We start from the raw sequence: 26,363 nt of genomic DNA, 5'->3' as shown, positions 1-26,363 counted from the left end.
TTGTTCGGGTTTTGTCATTGTTTTGGAATAAGTCGATGCTTTTTAGGTTGCAAAAGGCATATGCAGTAGCGGTTATAGCGACGGGCTAAGGTGAAGTATAGTGCGGGATCACAGGGAAGTCGGCGAATTTGAATATTCGATATGTGCTTGTGAAGTGTTTAAACAATTGATAGCTGAAGATGGAATCAGGCCAGGGGGCATTAAAAAGGCCCTTGATCAGAGCCATTTTTAATGATTTACGATGAACATGAGGTTTAGCGTTTAGAGACTAGAGTTAAACCGAGCCAGTGATACGTTTACTCGACTTGTGGTAAAGCTTAAGTGCTAATAACGAACCCCATAAAGCGACTTGTCCCCATAGCAATGTCCATTGAGACGCCACTTCTTGCCAAGATGCACCCATCTGATTAAGCGCTAAGAAACCTTGGATAGCTGGTGTGCTTGGGAATAACTGTGACAGCAGTACTAACCATTCAGGCATCATTTCAACAGGCCAGATAAAACCTGAAGAGAAAATCAGCGGCATTGAACTGATTAACACCACAACCGTGACTAACTCTCTTCTTGGCACTAGCTCACCAATAAAAATCCCAATCAAACAACTGGCCAATAAGAAGGGCAGCAGTAAGGTCAAAATTTGTGTCGTTGAGGCGAGCAAATTTATTCCATACATCGAAAAGCTCGCGCCGAAGTAGTACATCGACAACAAGTAATAAATGCCGACCAAGGTACAACAGCGAGCAAGCATCAGTTTTGCTGGAGAGGTCTTACTCCAATAGCCAAACGTAGATTGAGCGTTTTGGGTTGCCCCAACTAAACCAGAAGCCATGGCTAAGGTTTGTTGCAGGATCAACACAAAGACGGCTGGAACTACGTAATCGATGTATCCCATGCGGCTATTGAACGTTGGTTTTAGGTTCAAGCTAAACGCGCTGTAGCCTTTGGCTGCGGATTCTAAAGGCACACCTTCGACTAACAAGTGACTGACCTTAACTTGCGCAGCTAACGTGCCACCTGCCTTGGCAAGCCCTTCAACTATGGTTCCGTACACTAAGAAGTAAGAAGCATCGCCAGCGTAAGAAAGCGTCGGGCTCTTACCTAGGAGCAAGTCTTTATAGAAGTTCTCTGGGATGACGAGGAACCCACCAATCTCTTGGTTAAGCACGGCTTGTTTTGCATCAGCGATGCTGGAGTCTCGACGTACCAACTCGATTTGAGAAGTGGCATCCACCATTCGTTCTAATTGGTAGCTGCTTTGACTCTTGTCCAAGTTTACTACCGAAGCTTTAAGCTGTTGAGGAACTTGGTGCGCGTAAGGCAATGGATACAAGAATGAATAGAAGACCACACCACCAAATACCGTAAGAAGTACAACAGGGTTACGCAATACCGCAAAGAGTTCTTGCTTGAGCAGTTGAGTAAAGCTCATCGTTTTACTCCTTGTGGTGCTGATTGTTCAGATTTCTCTTGCTGTGTTGAAGGTGTAGACGGCGTCGCTTTTGCAGATAGAGCTGCTTGGGCTGTTAGATCCGTTTGTGCAGACAGAGCCGATTGCGCCAAGTGTTTCTTAATCAACAACATCACCACGAAAGCAGGAACCGCGTACCACAACATAGAAGAAAGGCTGATCAAAGACTGTGCCGCGCTCACGCCATAACTAGACTGTGCCGTTTGTACTTCGATGTAGTGACTCACGGGTAATAAGCTTCTCCAAATTTGAGCAGCCGTGTTCATGTCGGTTACTGGAAAGGTAATCCCCATGAACGCAAAGCTTGGTGCTGTAAAGGCGCCAGCGAAACTCATCGCCCTTGCTGGATCAAGCGTTAAGAAGAAAAACAAACAACCCATGATGATACAACTGATGACGGTAAGCAGTTGAGCAACGGTCAATGCCACAAAACTGCCGTTAAACGGCCAGTCTAAGAGGACATAGAACCAAAAGCTAAACGCGATACCAAACATCAAAAACAAGACAAGGTAGGGCGTTAATGTTGATGCTAGTGACTTCATCGGGGCGTTGGATAACCAAGTATGAAGGCCACGAGCTCTAACGTTCGCCGTCAAAACCAATATCGTGCCCACCACAATCATGATCTGCCATAGTGCAGGGATAACCGCAGACACCAAGAACTGAGCATAACTGGTGTTCTTGTTGAACAGCGGCGTGATCTGGCTTTGCACTGTTACTGCTTGGCCTAATGCTGATTGCACCGTGGTATCACCGTGTGATAACTGCTTAACGACCTCAAGTTGCGCGTTAAAAGTCCCCTGAGCCTGCAACAACGCGGAATTCACTAGCTTACCTATCAAGATAAATTGGCTGTTGTAGAACACAGACACTTGCGGATTCAATCCGAGCAGAAGGTCTCGGTCAAAATGCCTTGGTATCACAACATAACCGTAGATATCGCGTTCAATCATCGCTTTCGCCGCTTCACTCGCAGAGCTGTATTTCTGAGTAACTTGCAGCGTTGGTGACGCATCAACAAGGCGTGTGAACTGCTGCGAAATTTGGCTGTGTTCCAAGTCAACAACCGCAACCGGTAAGTCACGAGCGATCCCTTGCGAAAAAATCAGCCAAATACTGGCAGCAAGAAGCAAAGGTATCCAAGTTAGGCAAGACAACAACCATTTGTCTTTGCGGACAATCGCCCACTGCCTAAGCAAGGTATTCTTCGCTCTATGATGCTCAGTTGATTGCGAGGCTGTAGATTGCGAGCCTTTAGATTGTGAGCTTTTAGATTGCGAACCTGTAGATCGAAAGTTAGCAGACATACGTCACCTAAAGCTCAACCACAAGGCTCATGCCCATACGCAGTGTTTCGCTCGTATCGACAGGGTGCGCTTCTACTTCAAAAGTACGTAAGTCGAAGCCTTGTGCTGCGTCTGTTGAACGCCAAGTCGCGAAATCACCCATTACGGCGATGTGAGTCACTTGGAAAGTTAATGATTTATCCAGAGCCGGTAGGTACGCTTCAAACTGGCTGCCTTTCTCGAAATGCTTAAGCATATCTTCACGCACGTTGAGCACGGCCCATGCATCCTTGGTGTCGATAACTGTCACAACAGGGAAGCCTTGTGGTGCGAGCTCACCGCTGCTCAATAGTACCTGAGACACTTCGCCATTAAACCAACTGTGGATCTGCGTGTCTTTTGCGTAAGCTTCAACTTCCGCCACCGCACCTGCCGCCATTAATGCTTTTTGAGCGGCTGCCACTTTGGTTTCGTCACGAGCACCTTCTCGTGCTAATTGATACATTTGGAACGCAGCGCTTTCCGTGTACTTCGCTGCTTGCCACTGTGTTTTGGCTTCATCGCGTTTTTGCTCGGCAACCACACCATCGTTGTAAAGGTTGTTTACACGTTGGTAGGTTTTGTCCATGAGATCGGCTGCCGCTTTTGCTTTCAACCATTGGTCTTTAGCGGCTTGGATTTGCTGAGTACGGGCACCATTCTCTGCTTGTTTTGCTAATGCGCCAGCCGCTTTTTGACCTGCTTTTGCTTGTTCTAGCTTCGCGTCAATCTCAGGGCTAAGAAGAGAAAAGATCAATTCGCCTTTTTCAACCGAATCACCTTTACGCACGAATATTTCATCAATTCTGCCAGGTACTTTCGAGGAGATACTGTATTGCTGCGCATCGATTTGACCTTGAAGCTTAACCGGCAGAGGTTGATACGCTTGGTAAAAACTGTATCCGACCCAGCCAATAACGCCGATACCAACTAAAGATAGAAGAAGGGGCTTAATAGGTTTCATGAATTATCCTTTTGACTGGCTAGCGGTGTCTGTTTTTGAATCGAAACCAGACGGAACAGAAGAAGTTAAGTAACTCGAATAAGCGTTCATTTCGCTGGTTAGCGCCAAAAGCTTGTTGAGAGAGATTAGGTATTTGAATCGCGCAGCAGATTGCTGAGTTTTGATGCTCGCAAGATAAAGCTCAGCATCAACCACTTCTAACGAGTTAGAAAGTCCTTGAGTGAACGCCTTTTTACGAAGCGACAGATTCTCTTCAGCCAAAGAAAGGCTTGAGTTGAGGCCTTGAACCTCTTCAATTGCTTGGTTTGCTTCAAGGTAAGTCTTCTGTACCAACACGGTTAAGTCTTGCTTAGCTTGCGACTTCAGGAATTGAACCTGTGATACCGCGCTGTGAGCGGCGGCTACTTTGTCTGAACGGCCAGAAGTATCAAGCAGCGGCACATTCACACCAATGCCAACTAACCAATCGGGTTTCATTTCACTGGCGAGAGAGTCATCTTCATACAGGCTGTAGTCACCGTAAAGGTATACCTCTGGGTAGTATTTACCTTTCTCAGCTTTAATTAGGCTGCTTGCTTGTTTCTCTTTTGCATCAAGAATCTTAAGACCGGGATAGGTCATGAGTGTTTGGTCAATGAACACATCCATATGAGGCAGGTTCTTATTGATAAACAGTTGCTCTGAAGGTTCTACACTTTGGCTCTGGCCAAGGATTTGAGTCAGCGCTAATTGAGCAATCTTAAGATCGTTTTGAGCTTTAGTTCGCTCGACAACCGCTTTGTCTAGTGAAGCATCCGCTTGCAAGCGTTCTACTCGTGCGATTTGCCCTTGTTGTTCAAGCTTGATGGCGAAATCACGATGCTGAGTTAAGCCAGCTTCAACGGCTTGACGTGTTTTCACGACGTCTTCCGCTAAGATCACCGAGAAGTAATATTTACTTAAGTCTTCGTAGCGAGCTTGTCTTTCCATCAACAGCTGGCTTTGCGCTTCTTCGCTTTTACCTTCAGCTGCATTTTGCGCCGCGGTAATTCGCCCGCCTGTGAAGATAGGCCAAACCGCGCGAATAGAAGAGCTAAAGATGTCTTGTTCTGTAATCGTTGAGGTAACGCCGCCAAGCCCACTTAATATAGGCTGAAGAATACCTCCAACTGCGCCTAAGTTTGGCACGCCACTTAAGCTGTCAGTGAACTGTTCGCCATTAATCGTCACGTCACTATCAAGGTGCGTGTAGTTAGCCCCTAAGGTGATAGAAGGCAAGTTGAGGCTACTCGTTGAGTTCTGAAGGTGTTGATAACGTTCAACGTTGGCTTGTTGAGCCGCAAGTGAGTTGTTGTTTTCTTGTAATATTTGCCACGCTTCAGAAAAAGTGAGCGGGGCAGCATAGCCTGGCGAAGTCATGGTGCCGAGAAGCATACTGGCGATCGCAAGGTATCGAAATTTTGGTTTGGTCATCTGCATTAAATACCAATTAGAGTATTAACTCTAATGTTAACAGGGCAATAGTCATTTGTCTTGATTAGATTCTCTCACACTTAGAGAAAGTCTCATAACTCGTTAACCAAGTGTAAATAAGATTGAGTGATGAGGATATCAGAGATAAATGAAACTTAAAAAGCACGCATAAGCGTGCTTTTTAAGTTTAGTATAGAAGCGTTTTTACAAAATGAAGCGGCTTATTTAAAGCCAGGACAATGGTGATCGGCGCGCCACACCAATTGTCTTGAACCTTGCATTGTTTGTAATAAATCTCTGCCCGACATTTGCGGGAACGCTAACAATACCTTGAGATCGAGAGGGGAGGTACCGTCTTTCTCATAGGCTCTTACGTGAGTAAAAGTCGATTGCAAGTGTTTGAACAGCATGGTCTTAGTAAGACAAATTCCAAAATTATCGCGTTTCATTGCCTGGTTTCCTTTTCAACAATGTTTATACGTTATGTTTTTAATCCTGTTTCTATTGGACGTTGCCACTGATCGATACTTCCTGCTCATCAATGTTTTATTATTGGGCGCTGCTTTATCAGGCACCTCTGAGTTGTCATGCTGGCCTATAGTGTAAATAGAGATGTATGAATGAGGTTAGGTTGATAACCTATTTGTTCAACAATCCTAGCGGCGAGCGTGCAACGTTTCGTTATAGATACGTCCAGTGAGCGAAGAGTTGTTGTCTTTTTGTTAACCGAAATTTCGATTTAAAGCAGAGTCTGAAAATCATGACTTATGGCTTGGCAACAATAAACTTCTTCATATGCAACTATTATAATTGTATTTATTTTAAACAACCTAAAAAACACCTAAAAGCTTAGTGATCTAGCTCAATATTTATTCGTTTATTTTGATTTTTAAGCTAATCCGTTCTAAAAGCGAACGATTAATCGAGGTGAACAACGTAAAGGATTATCAATTAATAATCTGCTCAATTATTTAGTTGAGTAACAGTCACAAATTCGCGTACGTAGAAAGGTCATCTAATTAACTTGGTGTTAACATTGCTCGTCTAACACTAGGGACGGTGGAATATGAAATGGAGTAGTATCAGCTTCCGTAAAAGGCTGCTGATTATCATGACAGTCACTGGTCTTGTTGAACTTTTGATACTTTCAGCGGCTGGTTTTTATTATATCAAACAATCTCAAGAACAAGAGATGGGTTTGAAAGCGTTAGGTGTTGCTGAATTTCTGTCTGAATCGCCACTTGTCACCAGCATTATTCAAGAAAATGAAACGATGGGCCCTAATGGCGCTCCCTACGTTCTATCTGAAGAAACTCAAGTTAAATTTCGAAACCTTACCCAGCTCATTGGCGCGGCGTTTATCGTTGTGGGAGATGATAAAGGTATCCGCCTGATTCACCCTTATGATGACAGGCTTGGTAAACCAATGCGCGGTGGTGATAACCAAAAAGCATTGGTGTTGGGTGAATCTTATGTGTCGACGGCCAAAGGATCACTTGGTTTTTCTGTCCGTGGTAAATCCGCGGTTAAAGACCTACAAGGCACTGTCATTGGCGTGGTGTCGGTTGGCTACTTGTTGGACTCGTTACAAGACCGAATCGAACCTTATTTAGCCTTTTTGATTGTGATGGCGTTGCTGGTGGTTGCGGTCAACGCTTTGATTTCAAGTTATGTGTCTCGTCGCTTTCAACGCGCTATTTTAGGCTTTGAACCCGAAGAGATCGGCCGACTGTATGTCGAGTTAGATGTGACTATGAGTACCGTGAAAGAAGGTATTCTGAGTATCGATAAGCACGGAATTTTACGTTCTATTAATAAGAGTGCCTGCGATATTTTGTCTATCGATAGAGAGTCTGCACTTAACCAACAGCGCCTTTCAGATGTATTGGCCGGCAGTGATTTAGAGCAACTGTTATCCACTGGTGAAACCGATCACGACGTCGAGCTGTACCTGAACAATAAGCGAATCGTTGCTAACCGCAGCCCAATTATCGTGGCGGGTGAAGTCGTTGGGGCGGTATCCAGCTTTCGATTGCGAGATGAAATCAACGACTTAACAGACCAGCTCTCACAAACCAAAGAGTATGCTGATTTACTCCGTTCACAAACCCATGAGCATCAAAACAAGCTCAACACCATTAGTGGCTTGATCCAGATGGGCGAGTTGGATTCAGTACAACAGCTGATTGGCCAAGAAACAGCGCACTATCAAAGCTTGATCGAGTTCTTGCGTGAAACCGTTAAAGACCCGCTCATTGCAGGCATGCTCTTGGGGAAAACGGAGCGTGCAAGAGAAATAGGTTTAGAGCTCAAAGTCGAAGAAGGCTCAAGGCTTGAAGCATTGCCTAGCTGGCTGAACGCGGATGACGTTGTCACAATTCTTGGCAACCTGATTGATAACGCCTTTGATGCCACTATGACGGCTATCAAGCAAGAGGGTCAAATTACTCCTGCGCGTCGAGTTATTGAAGTTTCAATCAGTGATTTTGGTAATGAAATTATCGTAGAAGTAGAAGACAAAGGGTGTGGTTTGCCGAAAGACTTGGCGACGAAAGCACTCACCGAAAAAGGCGTATCGAGCAAAGCGAAACAGAATCGCGGCGTCGGTTTGTATTTGATAAAGCAACTGGCAGACCGATATCAAGGACAAATTGAAATGGTCGACAACCACGATTTTGGTACGCGAATGACGGTTTATCTGCCAAAAGAAGCACAATAATAATTAAGCGCGAAGTGATCGAGTGAAGATCATCGTGACGGAAAAAGCATGGTTAAAGGAAGAACATAAATGAGCGCAATCACGAGAGTCATGGTCATTGAAGATGATATTGCGATTGCAGAGCTACACCATCGTTATTTAGAACAGATGGGTGGCTTTGATGTGGTGGGGATTGCGACCACGCAGTCTGAAGCGTTAATGCAATTAGACATATTAAAGCCTGACTTGGTTTTATTGGATGTGTATCTGCCGGATGGATGCGGGCTTGATATTTTGAACCACGTTCGTGGTAGTAATCAGGGTTGTGATGTGATTTTGATTACTGCTGCACGAGACGTCGATACCTTGCAACAGGCAATGCGCGGTGGAGTCGTGGACTATCTGCTGAAACCTGTGATGTTTCCTCGCTTAGAAGCGGCGCTGAAAAAATATCAATCGCAGCTGCAAGAGTTTGAAAGTGTGTCTGATTTGAACCAAGGTTTGGTCGATAAGATGCTGCAAGCCAACGCGAAAGCGGACTCAGGAAAAGTGTCAACCTTACCCAAAGGGATTGATGGCGTAACGCTTGATAAAATTAGAGCCATTTTTCAACAAGCCGACATTGCTGATATTACAGCAGATGAAGCAGGTGAACGTATTGGAGCAAGTCGAACCACCGCTCGACGCTATTTGGAATTTCTAATCACGACTGGTGAGTTAGTGGCCGACTTAAATTACGGGTCAGTAGGCCGCCCAGAACGCTGCTACAACAAAGCTAGAAGATAGATTTAGCGACAACAAGTCACAAAGACAAACGCGATGCTGTCAAATAAATATAAAGCCAGTTGAATAGGCTGGTTTTGCCTTTCTCTCCATTTCCTATTATTCACTCCACCGACCAGATACCGTTCTTTCTTGACTACAATGTTTGAGAATACCGATTTGCTTCACTCTCGGGCTCGGCGAACTGAGCTATCGATTAGAATTTGTTCGAAATGAGTCAATATTTAATCGATTGCTTTCACAGTGGTTGATGTAAATCAAATACTCATAGACAATACTGTCCCGAATAGAGGTGATAGCTTTCACCCTCGTTTACCAAACGCATTCTCAAGTGTAATAGGCACTCGCTATTGATGTAATAGCCAAGACCTATTATCTATTTTCGTATGTCGCTGATACCTTTGGCGAATACTAAAAACCTTGTTTTTATAGGAAAGATGATGGTAATACCTGAAAACAGCAGCATCGTTATTTTTGGTGCATCGGGAGATCTAACTTACCGCAAGTTAATTCCTGCTTTGTACCACCTGTATGCTAGCAATCAACTACCAAAATCCTTTGCGATTCTTGGAGTGAGCCGTACTGAGTACAGCGATGAGTCTTACCGTGAGAAGCTGAAGAAGTCTCTTCAGGAAATGGAAAAAACTGAGCCAGAGACGCTGAATGCATTTATTGAACATCTGCATTACCAAGCGATCAACACTTCAGATGTAGACGACTACGCTCGTTTAGCACAACGTCTAGACAAGCTTGAGCAAGACTACCAATTCGAAAACCATAACACATTGTTCTACTTGGCAACCCCGCCAAGCCTATACGGTGTGATCCCAGCAAACCTTGCTGCGCATGGCCTGAACGATGAAAAGAACGGCTGGCGTCGTCTGATCATCGAGAAACCATTTGGTTACGACTTAGCATCAGCTCAAGCGTTAGATGAAGAGATCCATCATCACTTCCAAGAACACCAGATCTACCGTATCGACCATTACCTTGGTAAAGAGACGGTTCAAAACCTTCTAGTGCTTCGTTTCTCAAATGCGATGTTTGAACCACTGTGGAACCGTAACTTTATTGAATACGTTGAAATCACAGGTGCTGAGTTCCTTGGCGTTGAAGAGCGTGGCGGATACTACGACGGTTCTGGTGCAGTTCGTGACATGTTCCAAAATCACTTGCTACAAGTATTAGCAATGGTTGGTATGGAGCCACCAGCTCAAATCAATGCGGATTCAATTCGTGACGAAGTGGTTAAAGTACTTCAGTGTCTGAAACCACTGGAAGAAGACGACCTGCGTAAAGATTTGGTTCTAGGTCAATACACCGCATCAGACGTTCGTGGTCAGCACTTGCCTGGTTACCGCGAAGAGCATGGTGTCGCAGACGACTCTCGTACTGAAACGTACATTGGCCTTAAAGCACACATCAACAACTGGCGTTGGAATGGTGTTCCTTTTTACGTACGTACGGGTAAACGCTTACCAACACGTGTGACTGAAATCGTGATTCACTTTAAGAACACACCACACCCAGTGTTTGGTCAAGATGCACCAGAGAACAAGCTGATTATCCGTATCCAACCGGATGAAGGTATTCAGATGAGCTTTGGTTTGAAAGAGCCGGGTGCAGGCTTCAAAGCAAAAGAAGTGAAAATGAACTTCTCTTACTCTGACTTGCCTGAAACTCAAATGCTGACGGCTTATGAGCGTCTTCTTCTTGATGCGCTGAACGGTGATGCGACTCTGTTTGCACGTACCGATGCAGTAGAAGCATGTTGGAAGTACGTTCAACCGATCTTAGATCTCAAACAAGACCCTCAAGCACTGTTTGGCTATGCTTGTGGTACTTGGGGCCCACAAGAAGCGGATGAACTTCTGCGACGTGATGGCCGCGCATGGCGTTTCCCATGCAAAAACTTAACAGACACGGATTACTGCGAACTATGATCAATCACAAGATCTTTGCAACGCCTGAACTGGTCGTTGGAAACCTAGCAAACGAAATGAAAGCTTACAGCGAGCAGGGCAAACCTGTTCACATTTCACTGTCTGGTGGCAGCACGCCAAAAATGCTTTTCAAGCTTTTAGCTCAAGCTCCATACGCGGAAGGTATTCAATGGAATAACCTTCACTTCTGGTGGGGCGACGAACGTTGCGTTGCACCTGATGATGCAGAAAGCAACTTCGGCGAAGCGAACGCGCTACTTTTCTCGAACGTGAACCTTCCGGCAGAGAACATCCACCGCATCCGTGGTGAAGATGAGCCTAAAGCAGAAGCAGAGCGTTTCGCTAAAGAGATGGCAGACGTGATTCCAACTGAAAACGGCACGCCTGTATTCGATTGGATTCTGCTAGGTGTTGGCGCAGACGGCCACACAGCTTCACTATTCCCGGGTGTAACTGACTACCAAGATGAGAACCTATCTGTATTAGCTTCTCACCCAGAGTCGGGTCAGATCCGTGTTTCTAAAACAGCGAAAGTTTTAGAAGCAGCAAAACGAATCAGCTACCTAGTACTGGGTGCAGGTAAAGTTGAGATCGTTAAAGAAATTCATACAACTCCTGCTTCAGAACTGCCTTACCCGGCAGCGAAAATCCAGTCTAAAACTGGCGAAACAGAGTGGTTCCTAGATTCAAATGCAGCAAGTGCTATCGCATAAGTGCGAATAGCCGCAAGGAGATAAAATAATGAAAGGTGATATCGGTGTAATTGGCCTAGCAGTAATGGGTCAGAACCTTATCCTAAACATGAACGACCACGGCTTCAAAGTTGTGGCTCACAACCGTACTGCTGCGAAAGTAGACGAGTTCCTAGAAGGCCCAGCTAAAGGTACTAACATTGTTGGTGCTTACTCTCTAGAAGAGTTAGTTGAGAAACTAGAAGCGCCACGTAAAGTGATGCTTATGGTTCGTGCTGGTGATGTTGTAGATACGTTCATCGACAAGCTTGTACCACTTCTAGACAAAGGCGACATCATCATTGATGGTGGTAACACTAACTTCCCAGACACAAACCGTCGTGTTGCTGCTCTTCGCGAGAAAGGCATCCACTTCATCGGTACGGGTGTTTCTGGTGGTGAAGAAGGTGCTCGTTTCGGTCCTTCTATCATGCCAGGCGGTTCTCCTGAAGCTTGGGAAGCGGTTAAGCCTATCTTCCAAGGTATCTCTGCGAAAACTGACGCAGGTGAGCCTTGTTGTGATTGGGTTGGTAACGACGGTGCTGGTCACTTCGTTAAGATGGTTCACAATGGCATCGAATACGGTGACATGCAGCTTATCACTGAAGCATACCAGTTCATGAAAGATGGCTTAGGTATGAACCACGACGAAATGCAGGCTGTATTTGCTGACTGGAACAAAACTGAGCTAGACAGCTACCTAGTAGAAATCACTGCTGACATCCTTGGCTACAAAGATGAAGACGGTGAAGCGCTAGTTGAGAAGATCCTAGACACTGCTGGCCAAAAAGGTACAGGCAAATGGACAGGTATCAACGCACTAGACATGGGTATCCCACTGACTCTAATCACTGAGTCTGTATTCTCTCGTTGCCTATCTGCACTTAAAGACCAACGTGTTGAAGCTGAAAAACTGTTCGGCAAGACTGTTGCTCCAGTTGAAGGCGACAAGCAAGAGTGGGTTGATGCAATCCGTCAGGCTCTACTTGCTTCTAAGATCATCTCTTACGCTCAAGGTTTCATGCTAATGCGTGAAGCGTCGAACGAAAACGGCTGGGATCTAAACTACGGTAACGTTGCTCTTATGTGGCGTGGCGGTTGTATCATCCGTTCTGCATTCCTAGGCAACATTCGTGATGCTTACGAAGCGAACCCAGAGATCGCTTTCCTAGGTTCAGATGCATATTTCAAAGGCATCCTAGACAACTGCATGGGCGCTTGGCGTAAAGTTGCAGCTAAGTCTATGGAATCTGGTATCCCAATGCCATGTATGACTTCTGCACTGACGTTCCTAGACGGCTACACTACAGCTCGTCTTCCAGCGAACCTTCTACAAGCTCAACGTGACTACTTCGGTGCTCACACTTACGAGCGTACTGACCGTCCACGTGGTGAATTCTTCCACACAAACTGGACTGGTACAGGCGGCGACACTGCTTCTACAACTTACGACGTATAATCGTTAGTTAGAATCAGTAAAGAACACGTTCGTTCTTTCAGCTGAAAACTAGAAAACAAAAGGATGCCAATTGGCATCCTTTTTTGTTGGTTCGCGTTCTCTTACTTAGGCCTGAATAACAAAGGTGCCATAGTTTAAGCTGTCATTAAATGCGGCTGAGCATCGTCATTGTATTGCTCCCGAATGGCCATAAAGCCGTCTAGGTTCTGTTTAAGAGCCACGACACACTCTGGGTCGAACATTGAACCGTTCTGCGCTTCTATGTATTCCATCACTTCATCGAGTGACCACGCGTGCTTATAAGCTCTTTTGCTCATCAGCGCATCGAATACATCGGCTAATGTCACTATTCGAGCCTCTAGTGGTATCGTTGTGTTACTCAAAGCATCAGGCAATCCAGAGCCGTCAAACCGTTCATGATGGTGGCGCACAATATTCTTTATGAATTGAATCTCTTCGCTGCACATCGAGCTGTGGTGGGAAAGGGCAACCACGTCATCAATCATCTCTTCGCCATACAAGCTGTGATTGTTCATGATGTTTCTTTCTTCTTCATTGAAACGCGCGCTACTGAATAGCACCTTATCTGGAATTCGATACTTTCCGATGTCGTGAAAGGGCGCATATAACCGGATTCGATGAATGAATTGATGGGTAATTTCTCTTTTGGTGTGCGACAGAGTTCGAGCAATTTGTTCACTGTATTTACCCATGCGAATTAGGTGTTCTTTGGTTTCTGGATCTCGAGCATGACCCATATTTAAAGCGATCGCTAAAGAAGATTGAAAGTGACGCTGGCGCTCAAACCACTGAACGAAAAGGCTAGAGATGACTTGAGTGAGATAGGCGATATCACACTGAATAGTTTGGTTAGCAAAAAATCCTGTCGATGAAGCATTGATAAACACAAACCCAAGATTACTTTCTTGATGATGAATCGGTGTTGTATAACTGCTTTGATGACCGAGATCGAGTAGGTGAGATATTTGTTTGGTTGAGCTAATGGTGGTGAGGTCGTTGATGATCCGGGTATCTAAAGACTCAGCCATGCGCGACAAAGCCGATTCTGGCGTAAGTTCTTGCTCGACATGGCGATGTTCGGCTTCTTGGCACAGAGTATCCGAAACAAAGTAATTCGACGCTCTATTTTCGTTGCATAGCACAACCGAGAGCCTAGACAGAATGGGGTAATGTTCGCGAGCTAGCCGAAAGAGATCATCAACGATGGCGATAATGTCTTTATCTTGGGCGGCTACTCTGCTGATTTTGGAGTAGTCAAACATGGTCAAAGCCAACCTTTATTCATAGTTATATCATTGTTTAATATCATTATTAGTAGGTTTCTATACCACTTCTAACATAGCACCTTACTGTTAATTAGCAACACTGCGTTCTAATAAGTTTAAATTCCATTGGTAAAGTGGGGATATTTCATTCTTCTATCATGGTTTTTGTTAACTTAAGCGAGTTTGGTGGATCTCTAGAGAGACCCTTTTGAGTAGGGTGCGGCTGTATTACACGCAACATCAGGATGGTAAGTGACCATTTTAAAATTAAATTGAAAGATAAATAGGATAACGAGCATGCTTTATGCCATCATAAAGGCATAGATAAGGGCAATGGATGTAATGCCCAAATGATTGAGCTAGATATGGTCAGTGATGACGGTGTTCTAGAGTATATTCAAGGCCTTTAGTTGCCTTGGAAAAGGTAAAGATATGACTGAAGAAGAAAGAATCGAACTGCAACAAAACAACCCACTGCACGGCTTAAAGCTAGATACTATGATCACTGAATTAGTGGATCATTATGGTTGGGAAATTTTGGATGCAGCAATGCGCATGAACTGCTTTAACACTAAGCCGACAGTAGCAAGCGCCGTTAAGTACTTGAAGAAAACAGAGTGGGCTCGTGAGAAGGTTGAGAACTTCTACCTTTACCGTTTCAAGCGCATGCCTAAAGCTTCAGATATCGAATACCAGATGCCTCCGCGTTCACGTACGTTCCGTCACGGGTTAGAGCCTCGTGAGCCAATGGAATTGACGGTTGAATCGATTCTAGCATCACAAGCTAAAGCGGCGTCTGCATTTAAAGAGCGCCGCGGCGGCAACGGTCGTAACTTTCGTCGTTAATAGAAATGCGTCGCTAGTAAAAGGACGTCGTTAGTTTTAACGTCGCTATGTAAAGGCGTAAGTTGAGCATCGTCAGATAGCCAAAGCCTTGACTGCAAAATACAAAAGGAGCCTAAGCGCTCCTTTTTTAATGCGTGTCGCTTAGTCGTTCGTCTTAAGCTTCGCGGTTCTTTCTTTGATTCTTCCAAAGGTCAACGACATAAACAATGGCGCTGATCAGTAAGAATAGCGCTGACACAGAAAACAGAGCGGGCATTTTTAGAATCCACGCGAATGTGGCAGCAAGAAAAGCGACAAAGCAAATGAGTCGACTTGATGACATGACATGACCGAGTTTAATGTTCATAACGCCTCCTAATGAAGTCTCACTTTCGACAGGAGAATTATCCCACCTTTGGCAAAATAAAGGCTAAAAAACAGTCTAAATTGTTATCAAATTTGCTAATTGAAGGACTCGCCTCACACATTTTGCTTTGGCTATTTTATAAGCAATAAAATAGCGAAATCGGTATGAGAAGGGTGGAGTCTTTTTGCTTTATCTTTCCAGTTGCAAGCCTTATTAAACCGAACGTCTAATTAGCATAGAAAAAGTAAGCGGTGATCAAAAAGCTCGCGATGATCACTGTGGTACGAACATATTGTTGAGGGATGCGGCGAGAGATTTTTGCTGAATAATAACCACCAACCAATGTCCCAAACAAAACGGCCATGCCTGACGGCCAATCAATCGAACCATTCACAACAAAGAACACGATTGCCGCGAGTGATGCACACGCAGACACGAGCAATTTGATACCATTCATTACATTAATGTTGGTGTATCCAGCCAGAGCTAAGTAACTCAACGTTACTATCCCCAAACCTGCGTTAAAGTAACCACCATAGATACACACGACCAAAAGCAATAAAGCGGAAAAGAACGCGCCTGCGCTGGTGGCGTGCTTATGTTTTGCTGTTGCTTGCTTAAGCCATTTATTGAGTGTGCCACCAAAGGTGAAAAGCAAAGCGGCAAATAGCAGTAACCAAGGTACGGATTGAGTGAATAGGGCTTCTGGTGTGTGCAGCAGTAAAAATGCACCAATGCCGCCGCCAATTACACACAAACCAATGGTTAGTTTTAGCTGCTTAGTACCAGATTGAATTTCGTGGCGTAGGGCGTAGGCTCCGCTCATGTAGCCAGCGCATGAAGCAAAGGTATTGGTCGCGTTGGCTGCAATTGGTGGAACTCCAGCGAACAAAAGCGCAGGGAAGGTGATGAAGCTACCGCCACCCGCAATTGAGTTGAGCACACCGCCAATCACTCCCGATAAGAATAGAATCAACCAATCCATAGTTTTGAATCCAATGCGTTAAATGACCGTTTACCTTACTTGATTTCGTTACGAATATCAGTGTCATGTGTGTTGTAAAGGTAGGTTTGTGAGTTTGCTACCATCTTTAACCGTTGGTTCAAATTGAGCACCTAATTGAAAAAAGGAGCCAATGGCTCCTTTCGTTGAGGTTTCGTTGAATTGGTAGAGTTTTACACTTCTACTGGCTTCGATTTAAAGCTTCTAAATAGTTTTACTAAGATTGGGCTAGATAGCACCAGCACAGCCAGAATAGTGAACGTCATCGTGATTGGTCGTTCCCATAGGAAGCTCAGCTCGCCATCGCTGATCATCAATGCACGTCGTAGGTTCTCTTCCATTAATCCACCAAGGATAAAACCTAGGAGTAATGGGGCAAGTGGGAAGTTAGCTAACCTCAGCGCAATCGCAACCATCGCAACAATGAGCATTACAAAAACATCCATCGTATTGAAAGACACCAAGTACACGCCTGTGATTGAGAAGAAGATAATCATTGGCAGTAGTACCGTTCTTGGTACCGCGAGCAGTTTAGAGATGTAAGGGATTAAAGGCAGATTCAAGATAACCAGTACGATGTTACCAAAGTACATCGAGATGATTACTGACCAAAATACATCTGGGTGTTCAACAAACAAGCGAGGGCCCGGCTGAATACCGTAAGCGATTAGGGCGCCAAGCATGATTGCGGTAGTACCAGAGCCGGGAATACCAAGCGTCAGTAGCGGAACGAATGAACCACTTGAAGCTGCGTTGTTTGCTGATTCAGGAGCAACAAGACCACGAATACTGCCTTTACCAAACTCTTTCTGTTTGTCTTTTGGCGCAAGGCTACGTTCCATACCGTAGCTTAGAAATGCCGCAATAGTTGCACCTGCGCCCGGTAAAACACCCGTAAAGAAACCTAGAATAGAGGAGCGAATCGAAACTGGCGCCACTTCTTTGAACTCTTCTTTGGTAATTTTCATGCTACCAATATCAGCCATCTTTTGGCTTTCTTCGCCGCTAGTGTCTTTCTCTGGTTTCAAAATACCCATTAAAGTCTCACCTAAAGCGAAGGTTGCCATAGCAAGAAGTAGGAAACTAAAGCCATCCATCAGGTCTGTTAGACCAAATGTGAAACGTTCAACACCAACCCCTTTGTCGATGCCAACAGTAGATAGCATCAAACCAAGAATGGTCATCATCCATGCCTTGATTACCTGACCTGGGCCCGCAAACGCCGCTACTGCCGATAAGCCTAACAACATCAATGCGAAGTAGTCTGAAGACTGGAAGCTCAATGAGACGCTTGCTAAAGCCGGTGCTGCAATCAAAAGCATAATTGCTGACAGCGTACCGCCAGTGAAAGAAGAGTAGGCTGCTAGTGCCAACGCTTTACCTGCTTGGCCTTTTTGTGCCATTGGGTAGCCGTCGAATGCGGTTACTACCGTTGAAGAACAACCTGGAGCATTGATTAAGATTGATGACGTTGAGCCACCAAATACTGCGCCGTAGTACACACCTGCCATTAAGATTAAGCCAGAAGAAGGGTCTAGGCCGTATGTAATAGGGATCATCAACGCGATTGCTGAAATTGGACCGAGTCCCGGTAGCATCCCAATAAAGGTACCAACAAAACAGCCAACAATTACCATCATGATGTTCATTGGCATCACGGCGGTCGAAAGTCCTTGTAAAATTCCGTCTAACATAATGTTATCCCTACCAAAGAGTGAAGATTAAACCAGGCTCTAGGTAGATATCTAAGCCTTGAGTTAATAAAAGAAAGAACGCGATAACGAAAGGAAACGACGCGCCAAATAAGACAGCTTTGCGGCGCTCACCCAGTAGGTAAAAGCCTGCAAGTAAGAAGAAGCTGGTTGCTAAAACAAAGCCAAGATAAGTCAGCCCAACACCGTATAAAGCCATTAACACCAAGAAGCCAATAAGCAGTTTCCAGTTCAGCGGCGTAGTGTCGCATGTGACTTTTTTATCCGGTTGTCCGGTTATAAGCAGGATCAACGAAAGGCCAATGCCGATAAACGTTAGCAGGATAGGTAAGGTTCTTGCTGTGAAGGGTTCGTACTCGTCACCGGGGAACAAAGGAATCAGCGTGGTTTGGTAGCCATAGCATAAACACGCAAGCATAAAGAGCATGGCTCCGATGCGATCCTTCGAAAGCAAAGATTCCTTACTCAGAAATTTGGTTGGTAAGTCCGACATATCCAACTCCATTTGGGGTGGTATAAAAAGTAAAAAAGCCGTACATGAGCGAGTCAATGAAATGTCTGGGATCACTAACCAAAGGTAAGCGAATTACGGTACTGGTTTATCAGCCACTTGCGTTTACAACGAATCGGCAAGCGTTAGTAATACGTCTACGAATAAACAAAGGAGTTTGAAGTTAACTCATGCACGGCGAAACAAGGAAAGAGTAAGAGGGCACATAAGCCCTCTATGGTTGTTGGTTATTTCAAGAAACCAAGCTCACGCATTAGGTCGCCCATCTGTTTTTCTTGATCTTCTAGGAAGGCGTAAAAATCTTTGTCAGCTTTGTAGTTGTCGATCCAACCGTTACGGTCACGAACCACTTGCCACTCATCGGTTTTGTACATTTTGCCAAGCGCTACATTCCACTCGTCGATCTTCGCTTGGCTTGTGCCAGGTGCCGCAAAGAAACCACGCCAGTTAGCGAATACGGTTTCGTTGCCGTACTCAGTCAGTGTTGGGATGTTAGGTGCAGCGTCAAGACGCTTTGGCGCCGTCACAGCAAGCACTTTTACTTGGCCAGATTTAGACATCTCTAGCACTTCACCAAGGCCAGTAGAAAGCAGCTGTGTTTCGCCAGAAAGCAGTGCTGCCATCGCTTTACCGCCAGCATCGTAGGCAATGTAACGCACTTTTTTAGCATCAAAACCTTCGCCTTTGAACGCTGCCGCAACCACAAGGTGGTCCATGCTGCCACGAGCTGAGCCACCAGCAATTTTCACTTTACGTGGGTTGCTTTCGAACTCTTTAACGACGTCTTCCCAAGTGTTGTACTTAGAATCCGCAGACGCGACGATTGCACCGTAATCGGCAATGGTTGCTGCTACAGGAGTTAGGTCACGGAAAGATTGTGGGAAGATCCCCGTTAGTGAACGAACAACGATAGGCGTTGAGTTCACCATTAGCGTGTCTTCTTGGCGTTGAGCCGTTTCGATTAGGTGAGCAATCGCTTTACCGCCGCCACCACCAGAAAGGTTTTGGAAAGAGACATTTTCTACGATGTCTGATTTCACCAATACATCACCCGTACCACGAGCTGTCATATCCCAACCGCCACCAGCGCCGCCAGGGATTAGGAAGTGGATTTTTTCTACGTCAGCAGCAAAAGTGTTGAAAGAAAAGGTTGCTGCGATAATAGAAGCCGCAAGAGTAGGTTTCAGTGCCTTGAACATGGTTCACGTTCCTTATGTAGGGGATCTCTTCAATGGAGAGAAACTTATGTTTTATATCCAGCTACTAAATACACGAATAGGGTATTGCTTAGTAGATGACGTTAAAGTTAACGGTGTGTTAACGAAATGTCTGTAATGCGGCGATATTGAGAATAAAGAACATTGGATTAATATTGTTCATAAAGTTCACGGGGAGGTGTTGTGCGAAGGTAAAAAAAAGAGAGCCATGTCAGGCTCTCTATGAAATTTGGAATGTTTGTAATGAATTCCTTTATTTGTCAGAAGGTTAATCAGATAAGTTCGAGCCCTTCAAGATCTCAGTTGCCTTGTCAAAATCAAACTCTTCCAACGAAACTTCCAGTCGTTTGAATTCTGAAGGGGATAATCCAATCTTAGCGCCATCTTCAATGTTAAGAATTATGGTGAGCGCATCGGTGTCATCATTAACCGTCGCATCCAATAATTGACGGTAGAGTTGTTGGTCTGCAGTCGACTGTTGCTGCTGTTCAAGCCTGTCTTCTGACTTGGTAGAACTGTTTACTGCAGAATCTTTTGATCCTTCAATTTGAGAGAAGGCTTCCGTAAGTGATTGGCTTAGTTCAAGCGATGTGCTGATCACTTTGTCTTTCAAATCGGTATCGTCTGGCTGTGCTTCTAGGTTTTCACACAACGTGTGCAGTTGTTTAGCACCCAAATTGCCAGCCACACCTTTGAGGGTGTGTAAGTAACGTTGTTGAGTACTACTGGATAGTTCGGCAGTTAAGGTGTTTTCGTCAGAATAGGCCTCGACAAATCGATGCAATAATTTGATGTACAGCTGGTGATTATTGTTGGCTCTGATTAAGCCAAGCGTAATGTCTAGACCTTCAACTTTGGAAAGCGCTGCATTAAACGCACTATTGTCTTCTGACTCGTCAGCAGAGCCTACAGATTCTTCCTGATGTGATATTGGGTCAACAAATGCAACAGGACGGGAAGGTGACACCCAATTCGCGAGAGTGGCAAACATTGAACCGACATCGATCGGCTTGGCAATAATGTCACTCATGCCACAACCGAGCGCCTTTTCTTTGTCTCGCTCCATGACATTGGCTGTCATTGCGATGATCGGTATGTCTTGATCGTTGATCTGCTGACGAATGTACTCTGTTGCTTCATAACCATCCATTACCGGCATTTGGCAATCCATCAAAATACCATCGAACGGTTGTCCGTCTGCAATGGCTTGTTGGTAAAGCTCGATCGCTAGCTTGCCATTTTCGGCTACCGAAACCTGAATTTGTTGTCCTTCTAATAGCTCCGTCGCGAGTTCTTGGTTGATTTCATTATCTTCAACTAAGAGTAATTTGGCTCCGGCTAATTGCTGGACGTTGGCTAACTGATTTTGTTGCTCAAGTTCACTACGTGAGACACGATCGGAATCTAGCCCATAGAGTGAGACAATAGAGTCATAGAGGTGAGATGAGGTGATTGGTTTGTCTAGAATACTCGGTACTTCAAAGCCTCTTTGTTCAATGGCTTCAGCAAGCTCTTCTCGGTCGTAAGCGGTCAGCATTATGATCTTAGGCATTGTGTTTAGCTGCTGCCCATTTATGAGCTCTGCTATTAAGTCTACGCCGTCTCTCTTAGGCATCTTCCAGTCGGAAATAACTAAATCGAATGGCTTGTTCTGAGCGTCAGCGGTATGTAACTCAATAAGAGCTTCATCAACGGATGAACTCAGTGTTGGTGTTAGCTTCAATGACTCTAGAATGTCACCTACGATCAAGCGTGCGCTGGAGTTGTCATCGACGACTAACACTTTCAAATCGTTAATTGATGCTGGAACCACCACTCGTTGCTGCTGGATAGAATGACTGACGCGAGTGGCAATCGTAAATGAAAAGGTCGAGCCTTTGCCAAGCTCTGTTGATACTTGAATATCGCCTCCCATCAGTTGGCTCAGTTCTTTACTGATGGCGAGGCCTAAGCCAGTGCCACCGTATTTTCGGGTTGTTGAGCTATCCGCCTGAGTGAACTTGTTGAATAACTTGGCGGCTTGCTCTTGCGTCATACCGATACCGCTGTCTGAGACGGCAAAGCTCAACTTGATGTCATCGCCTTGTCTTTCTGCAACTGAGATGGAGATCTTCACTTCACCTTTTTCGGTGAATTTGACGGCATTGTTACTTAAGTTAATCAATATTTGCCCAATTCTTAACGGGTCCCCGATCAGGTTAGTAGGCACGTCTCTGTCGACTTGAATGAGTAGTTCTAGGTCGCGTTCTGAAGCTCTTAAGCCAACTAAGTTAGTAATATTGTCGAGTACATTCTCAAGTTGGAAGTCCACTTTCTCAATGTCGAGTTTTCCCGCTTCAATTTTCGAGAAGTCGAGAATGTCATTGATTAGCCCGAGTAGGGTGTCAGAAGAGAGTTTCACTTTGTGGATATAGTTGCGCTGTGCCTTGGTTAAATCTGTTTTCAATGCTAAATAACTCATACCAATGATGGCGTTCATTGGCGTACGAATTTCATGGCTCATATTAGCTAAGAAATCGGATTTTGCATGATTCGCTGCATCGGCTTCATCACGTGCAGCAGCTAGGCTGTGCGCGAAGGTTTCTAACGCTGAATGCGCTTTGTTGGCCAGCAAACCCATCAACAAAATAATGACGAAGAAAATCACGCCACCCACGGCCAAATGGTAAGTCACACTGGACGAGTCTTTAACATTGACGCTTTCTGAAAGGTGACGTTGGGATACGAAACCTCGAAACTTTAAGAAGCTCTCATCCATCGCTTTGAGTAATTGGTGGCCTCGCATTTGTGAATTGACTAACTGAGTGAATTGCGATTCATAGACGCTGATATGCTCGTCAAAGGCGGTGGTTTTTACGTTTGGCGCATACAAAGTAATAAGTCGTTGCGCATTATAAGACTTGGATTGCATCTCGTTAATAACGCGCGATACTTTGTCGGCGATGAGCTTCTGTTCCTTTGAATTTGCGAGCAGAAAATCTCGGTTGAATCGATTTGAACGACTTAGTAGCGTGCGAATTGCCAATAGGTCTTGCCCTATGAGCAATTGGGAAGAGAGTTCTGCTTGAGATTGAGAAACGAGGTGATTCAGTTCCGCGACTTGGCTCTGCTTGGTTTGATAGAGTAATCCAACCGAACGCGAAAATTCAGAGCCGCTCAAAGTGACTTGATTGATGAGCGAGGCTCTTAACTTTTTAGAAGAAACCGGTACGCCTTGAAGCTGAACTAAGTTGGTGTAATAGCGATTTTTTGCCTTTTCGACGATCTCTAAAAGCTGTTGTCCTTTGTCATCTAAAATCTGATCGTGTAATTCGGTAATCAACTGTGAAGCCTTTTGCATCTCAATCTTGACCAGTGAGTAGGTCTTTAGGTTACCGTCGAGTAAATACTCTTTTTCGAGGTTTTGTATATTAACCGCGAGAGTGGTGAGTTGACTGGTTTTTAAGGCAATGGTGGTGAGTTCTTCACTGGTTAATCGCAACCCTCGAATGTTTTGACTGCTTTGATTAATGGCTTGATTGTGCCGATCCCTCATTTCTCGCAATAACTCGGTCGCTGCATTGGAACGTTCATTCATGAGTGCTCGAGTGGATTGGTTCAATTTAATAATGTCGCCGTATTGCTTGAATTGAATCAAATACTCCGTGAGCAGATTGATTGGCAGTGACGCTGCATATTGGTCGGCATAATCATTGGCTAACGGACTAGTTGTTTCTGCTTCTTTATTAAAGCTATCAATGACTTGTTCGTTGTAGTCGTTACTGAAAGACAGCTCATAAACACGCAGTTTATCGAGGGAGGTCAGCACTCGAGTACTGGAAGCGTATTCTTCAACGCCGATGAAGCGGTTATTGAGATTAATCCAAGCGGCCACTGCGACGGAAAACACAACGATAGCCGCTACGAGAAAAGAGACTAAGATTATTTTCGAATCGTTAGCAAATCTTGAAACAGTATTCATAAAATACCTGTATTGATAAAGTACCAGCGAACTTAGTGTTCTGGTTCATCAGTAAAAGAGTCTTTGATCGCTAACATCTCGTCGAGCTTACTAATGAAGATTGGCACTAAGTTAGGATCAAAATGATGGCCGGCTTGTTCTTGAATAAGCTCAATTGCTTTTTGAATAGGCCAAGCTTCTTTGTAAGGGCGTTCGCTGGTCAGTGCATCGAATACGTCGGCAATCGCGACAATTCGCGCACTGAGAGGGATATCTTCACCAGATAGCTTGTGAGGGTAGCCGCTACCATCCCATTTTTCATGGTGATAGAGCGCAATTTCTTGCGCAAGCTTCAGCAATTTGGAGTCGTTGTCGCCAATAATATCACCACCAATGGTGACGTGTGTTTGCATGATTTCCCATTCATCAGGATCCAGCTTTCCTGGTTTGCCTAATATGGAATCAGGGATACCAATTTTCCCTATGTCATGCATTGGTGCGGCTTGGAAAAGTAGTTCTACCCAATCCTCATTAACGTCCAAGTGTTGAGCCAGAATTTTCGAGTAGTAACTCATTCTGACAACGTGCATTCCGGTTTCATTGTCCTTGTATTCAGCGGCGCGGCCGAGCTTGCGGATTATCTCCAATCGACTCATGGCGAGAGCTTCTGTTCTCTGCCTTACTTTGCGAGAAAGTGCTAAATTTTGGTCATACAGAGAAATATGGGTAGCAACACGCGCTTTGACGATCGGTGGGCTAACAGGCTTGGTAATGTAATCCACAGCACCCAATTCAAAACCACGTTGCTCATCGACTACATCGGTCTTGGCGGTAACAAAGATCACTGGAATATCAGAGGTGATGGGGTCACTTTTTAGTCGTCTGCAAACTTCATAGCCATCCATAATCGGCATCATGATGTCGAGAAGAATGAGATGAGGTTTTGGTGAAGATGAAGCTATCTTTAATGCTTTTTCGCCGGATGTCGCCGCTTTGATCTTAAAATCGTCGTTGAGGATCCCAGAGAGTGTATGGATGTTGTCCGGAATGTCATCAACAACCAGAATAATCGGTTTATCTGTCGTAATTTGATTCATTTTTCGTCCCTAAAAAATTTAATCAGATTGCTATGTTCTATGCTAATAAAGCGTAGTGGAATTTGGTGGAAATGCATGATTTCTGGAGGGTTAATTCTTGGTTTTGGAATCTAAAAGGAAATAATGGAGTCCCTTTCTATGAATAGATATTTTATATGTTAACCTTTATTTAACAAAGAATAACGACATGGATTGTGTAGTAGTGCGATCAAGGTTGAATAGTTCAGGGTCTAGTTTGCTAAGACTGAATGATTCAGAGGTACTTAGTCGTTCAAGTAACTTTTCAAATCTAAAGTGGATTTGTTACAGGGAGAACGTACGATGCCGAATATAGGGCTGACCATCATTCAGAAAGACATGCTATCGCTGTTTGCGAATGCAGATTTGGTGGGTGTGACTAAAGTTGATAAGGTCAAAATTGCTGTTGCCGCCGCAACAGAAGTTGACAGCTTAACGGGCACCATTACAGAGGCTGTGACAGGGAGTGGAACAAGCCTTGCTGGTATGATTGAAAACATAACCGAGCAGATCAAAGAAAAATTCTTGGACTATGCGAAGAGTATTACTAGCATAGCGATGGATGATATTAAGGCTCAGATTCTCGCTATGATCCCTAGTTTGGTTAAACGAATATTTGCCGATCTAGCCCCTGCGATTGATGACATCAAAGAAGCGGTAACACGAATTTACTCGGCATTGGGTAAAGCCGTTAACAATCATAAAACTCGTCATCTTAGTTCAATGACAACGACGCGTGTTGGTGCTGATGTTATTGATAAAATTCGTGGTGAGATCCGCGCTGTTGCAATCGAAGACTCAATGATTGCACTGGCTCATGGTGGTGTAATCGCGATTAACTTAGCCAGTTCAGGAATCGGTGCTACCGTAACTAGTATTGTTAAAGCCGTTCTTTCGATCTTCAATTTTTTCCGCGGTTTATACGACAAGTGGGTAATGGAACGTAAGTTTCGTAAGTTTAAGCAAGAGTGTGTGATGCTTAACCAGAAGAGAGATGTTATTGGCGCGAACTTTTTCCGAGACTGGTTCAAAATGAAGATGGAGGAGATCCCCGTCATCGCTTCTTACATGGTTTGTATGCCTTGTTACAGTTCGCCATACAATTTTCTCTCAATTACCGATATCACACCACCACCTCCTAATATGAGGACTCGCTTAACTCGAAGAATTAAGCGTAAGTTTGGCCGTAAGGTGAACACTGATCCATCGGTGATTAAGTTATCTTTCCAGAAGTCGACTTTAAGTGCATATGCCACATTGCAAGAAGAAGCTAAAGCGTTTATTGCCAATAGCGAAATCGCATTGGAGAGTAATAAACCGGGAGTGAAGCAGGCGTTAAATGCCGCGCGTGGTGAACCGAACTTTATTCCGGGAACGGATGAAAAAGCGTTTACTAAGGCGGTAAGAAAGCAGCAGGTTAAGAACTTCTTTAATGGCACAACTATCAAAGATAGCGTGAAAGAAAGCCTTGCGCCTAAAGCACTCGCAGCGACTGTTGCTGGTGGATTGGAATCGCTTCTAATACCTGAATAACAAAGCTACTTGAATAACCAAATGAACAGAA

General features: G+C 44.6%; 20 protein-coding genes. 7 read left to right on the top strand and 13 right to left on the bottom strand.

Going from position 1 to position 26,363, the window contains the following annotated elements:
- Positions 1-274: 274 nt before the first annotated feature.
- The 5 genes from M4S28_RS10640 to M4S28_RS10620 form a co-directional block, all read right to left on the bottom strand.
- The gene (locus M4S28_RS10640) at positions 275-1,429 is read right to left on the bottom strand and encodes an ABC transporter permease (protein ID WP_151407910.1); all 1,155 of its coding nucleotides are present in this window, start codon (positions 1,427-1,429) and stop codon (positions 275-277) included.
- Entirely contained in the window at positions 1,426-2,775 is a 1,350-nt protein-coding gene (locus M4S28_RS10635) for an ABC transporter permease (RefSeq protein ID WP_249631772.1), read from the bottom strand. The genes M4S28_RS10640 and M4S28_RS10635 overlap by 4 nt, the downstream gene beginning before the upstream one ends.
- A gap of 7 nt (positions 2,776-2,782) precedes the next feature.
- A complete protein-coding gene (locus tag M4S28_RS10630) occupies positions 2,783-3,757 on the bottom strand; it encodes an HlyD family secretion protein (protein WP_017080789.1) in 975 nt (324 codons plus the stop codon).
- Positions 3,758-3,760: 3 nt separating this feature from the next.
- Positions 3,761-5,215, bottom strand: coding sequence for a TolC family protein (locus M4S28_RS10625; RefSeq protein ID WP_249631771.1), 1,455 nt, complete (start codon positions 5,213-5,215; stop codon positions 3,761-3,763).
- Positions 5,216-5,430: 215 nt separating this feature from the next.
- Positions 5,431-5,658 (bottom strand): hypothetical protein, encoded by a 228-nt coding sequence (locus M4S28_RS10620; RefSeq protein ID WP_004733582.1) that lies wholly within the window; start codon positions 5,656-5,658, stop codon positions 5,431-5,433.
- Between the two features lie 617 nt (positions 5,659-6,275).
- Here M4S28_RS10620 and M4S28_RS10615 point away from each other — a divergent pair.
- The 5 genes from M4S28_RS10615 (at position 6,276) to gnd (ending at position 12,823) form a co-directional block, all read left to right on the top strand.
- On the top strand, positions 6,276-7,928 hold the full coding sequence (locus M4S28_RS10615) for an ATP-binding protein (protein WP_445329530.1): 1,653 nt from the start codon (positions 6,276-6,278) through the stop codon (positions 7,926-7,928).
- Between the two features lie 69 nt (positions 7,929-7,997).
- The gene (locus M4S28_RS10610; RefSeq protein ID WP_004733584.1) at positions 7,998-8,693 is read left to right on the top strand and encodes a response regulator; all 696 of its coding nucleotides are present in this window, start codon (positions 7,998-8,000) and stop codon (positions 8,691-8,693) included.
- Between the two features lie 437 nt (positions 8,694-9,130).
- Positions 9,131-10,633, top strand: coding sequence for a glucose-6-phosphate dehydrogenase (gene zwf / locus M4S28_RS10605; protein WP_249632729.1), 1,503 nt, complete (start codon positions 9,131-9,133; stop codon positions 10,631-10,633).
- Positions 10,630-11,346 carry a 6-phosphogluconolactonase gene (gene pgl, locus M4S28_RS10600; protein WP_249632728.1) on the top strand — a complete coding sequence of 239 codons (717 nt, stop codon included), beginning with the start codon at positions 10,630-10,632 and terminating at the stop codon, positions 11,344-11,346. Before zwf ends, pgl begins: the two co-directional genes overlap by 4 nt.
- Positions 11,347-11,374: 28 nt before the next feature.
- A complete protein-coding gene (gene gnd, locus M4S28_RS10595; protein WP_004733587.1) occupies positions 11,375-12,823 on the top strand; it encodes a decarboxylating NADP(+)-dependent phosphogluconate dehydrogenase in 1,449 nt (482 codons plus the stop codon).
- A gap of 134 nt (positions 12,824-12,957) precedes the next feature.
- Here the strand turns inward: gnd and M4S28_RS10590 are convergent, their stop codons facing one another.
- On the bottom strand, positions 12,958-14,118 hold the full coding sequence (locus M4S28_RS10590; protein WP_249631770.1) for an HD-GYP domain-containing protein: 1,161 nt from the start codon (positions 14,116-14,118) through the stop codon (positions 12,958-12,960).
- 423 nt (positions 14,119-14,541) lie between these two features.
- Here M4S28_RS10590 and M4S28_RS10585 point away from each other — a divergent pair, with 423 nt between their 5' ends.
- On the top strand, positions 14,542-14,955 hold the full coding sequence (locus M4S28_RS10585; protein WP_004733589.1) for a VF530 family protein: 414 nt from the start codon (positions 14,542-14,544) through the stop codon (positions 14,953-14,955).
- Between the two features lie 154 nt (positions 14,956-15,109).
- Here M4S28_RS10585 and M4S28_RS10580 read toward each other — a convergent pair whose 3' ends face one another.
- The 7 genes from M4S28_RS10580 to M4S28_RS10550 all read right to left on the bottom strand — a co-directional run bounded on the left by M4S28_RS10580 (position 15,110) and on the right by M4S28_RS10550 (position 24,781).
- Positions 15,110-15,301: a hypothetical protein gene (locus tag M4S28_RS10580; protein WP_004733590.1), complete on the bottom strand. Its 192-nt coding sequence runs from the start codon at positions 15,299-15,301 to the stop codon at positions 15,110-15,112.
- 226 nt (positions 15,302-15,527) lie between these two features.
- Positions 15,528-16,286, bottom strand: a complete 759-nt coding sequence (locus M4S28_RS10575) for a sulfite exporter TauE/SafE family protein (RefSeq protein WP_249631769.1) — start codon at positions 16,284-16,286, stop codon at positions 15,528-15,530.
- Positions 16,287-16,477: 191 nt separating this feature from the next.
- Positions 16,478-17,998: a tripartite tricarboxylate transporter permease gene (locus M4S28_RS10570; protein WP_004733593.1), complete on the bottom strand. Its 1,521-nt coding sequence runs from the start codon at positions 17,996-17,998 to the stop codon at positions 16,478-16,480.
- A 10-nt stretch (positions 17,999-18,008) separates the two neighbouring features.
- The gene (locus M4S28_RS10565; RefSeq protein ID WP_004733594.1) at positions 18,009-18,509 is read right to left on the bottom strand and encodes a tripartite tricarboxylate transporter TctB family protein; all 501 of its coding nucleotides are present in this window, start codon (positions 18,507-18,509) and stop codon (positions 18,009-18,011) included.
- Between the two features lie 245 nt (positions 18,510-18,754).
- On the bottom strand, positions 18,755-19,726 hold the full coding sequence (locus tag M4S28_RS10560) for a tripartite tricarboxylate transporter substrate binding protein (protein ID WP_009846588.1): 972 nt from the start codon (positions 19,724-19,726) through the stop codon (positions 18,755-18,757).
- A gap of 286 nt (positions 19,727-20,012) precedes the next feature.
- Positions 20,013-23,705: a response regulator gene (locus M4S28_RS10555; protein WP_249631768.1), complete on the bottom strand. Its 3,693-nt coding sequence runs from the start codon at positions 23,703-23,705 to the stop codon at positions 20,013-20,015.
- A 32-nt stretch (positions 23,706-23,737) separates the two neighbouring features.
- The gene (locus tag M4S28_RS10550) at positions 23,738-24,781 is read right to left on the bottom strand and encodes a response regulator (RefSeq protein ID WP_121603176.1); all 1,044 of its coding nucleotides are present in this window, start codon (positions 24,779-24,781) and stop codon (positions 23,738-23,740) included.
- A gap of 321 nt (positions 24,782-25,102) precedes the next feature.
- On the opposite strand from M4S28_RS10550, the gene M4S28_RS10545 reads away from it, so the two are divergent.
- Complete coding sequence (locus M4S28_RS10545) at positions 25,103-26,332, top strand: hypothetical protein (RefSeq protein ID WP_249631767.1); 1,230 nt, start codon at positions 25,103-25,105, stop codon at positions 26,330-26,332.
- Positions 26,333-26,363: the final 31 nt, after the last annotated feature.

It is taken from the genome of Vibrio sp. J383 (assembly GCF_023503985.1).
In the GTDB taxonomy this organism is placed as follows: domain Bacteria; phylum Pseudomonadota; class Gammaproteobacteria; order Enterobacterales; family Vibrionaceae; genus Vibrio; species Vibrio splendidus.
This window is presented reverse-complemented; position numbering and strand designations above follow the sequence as displayed.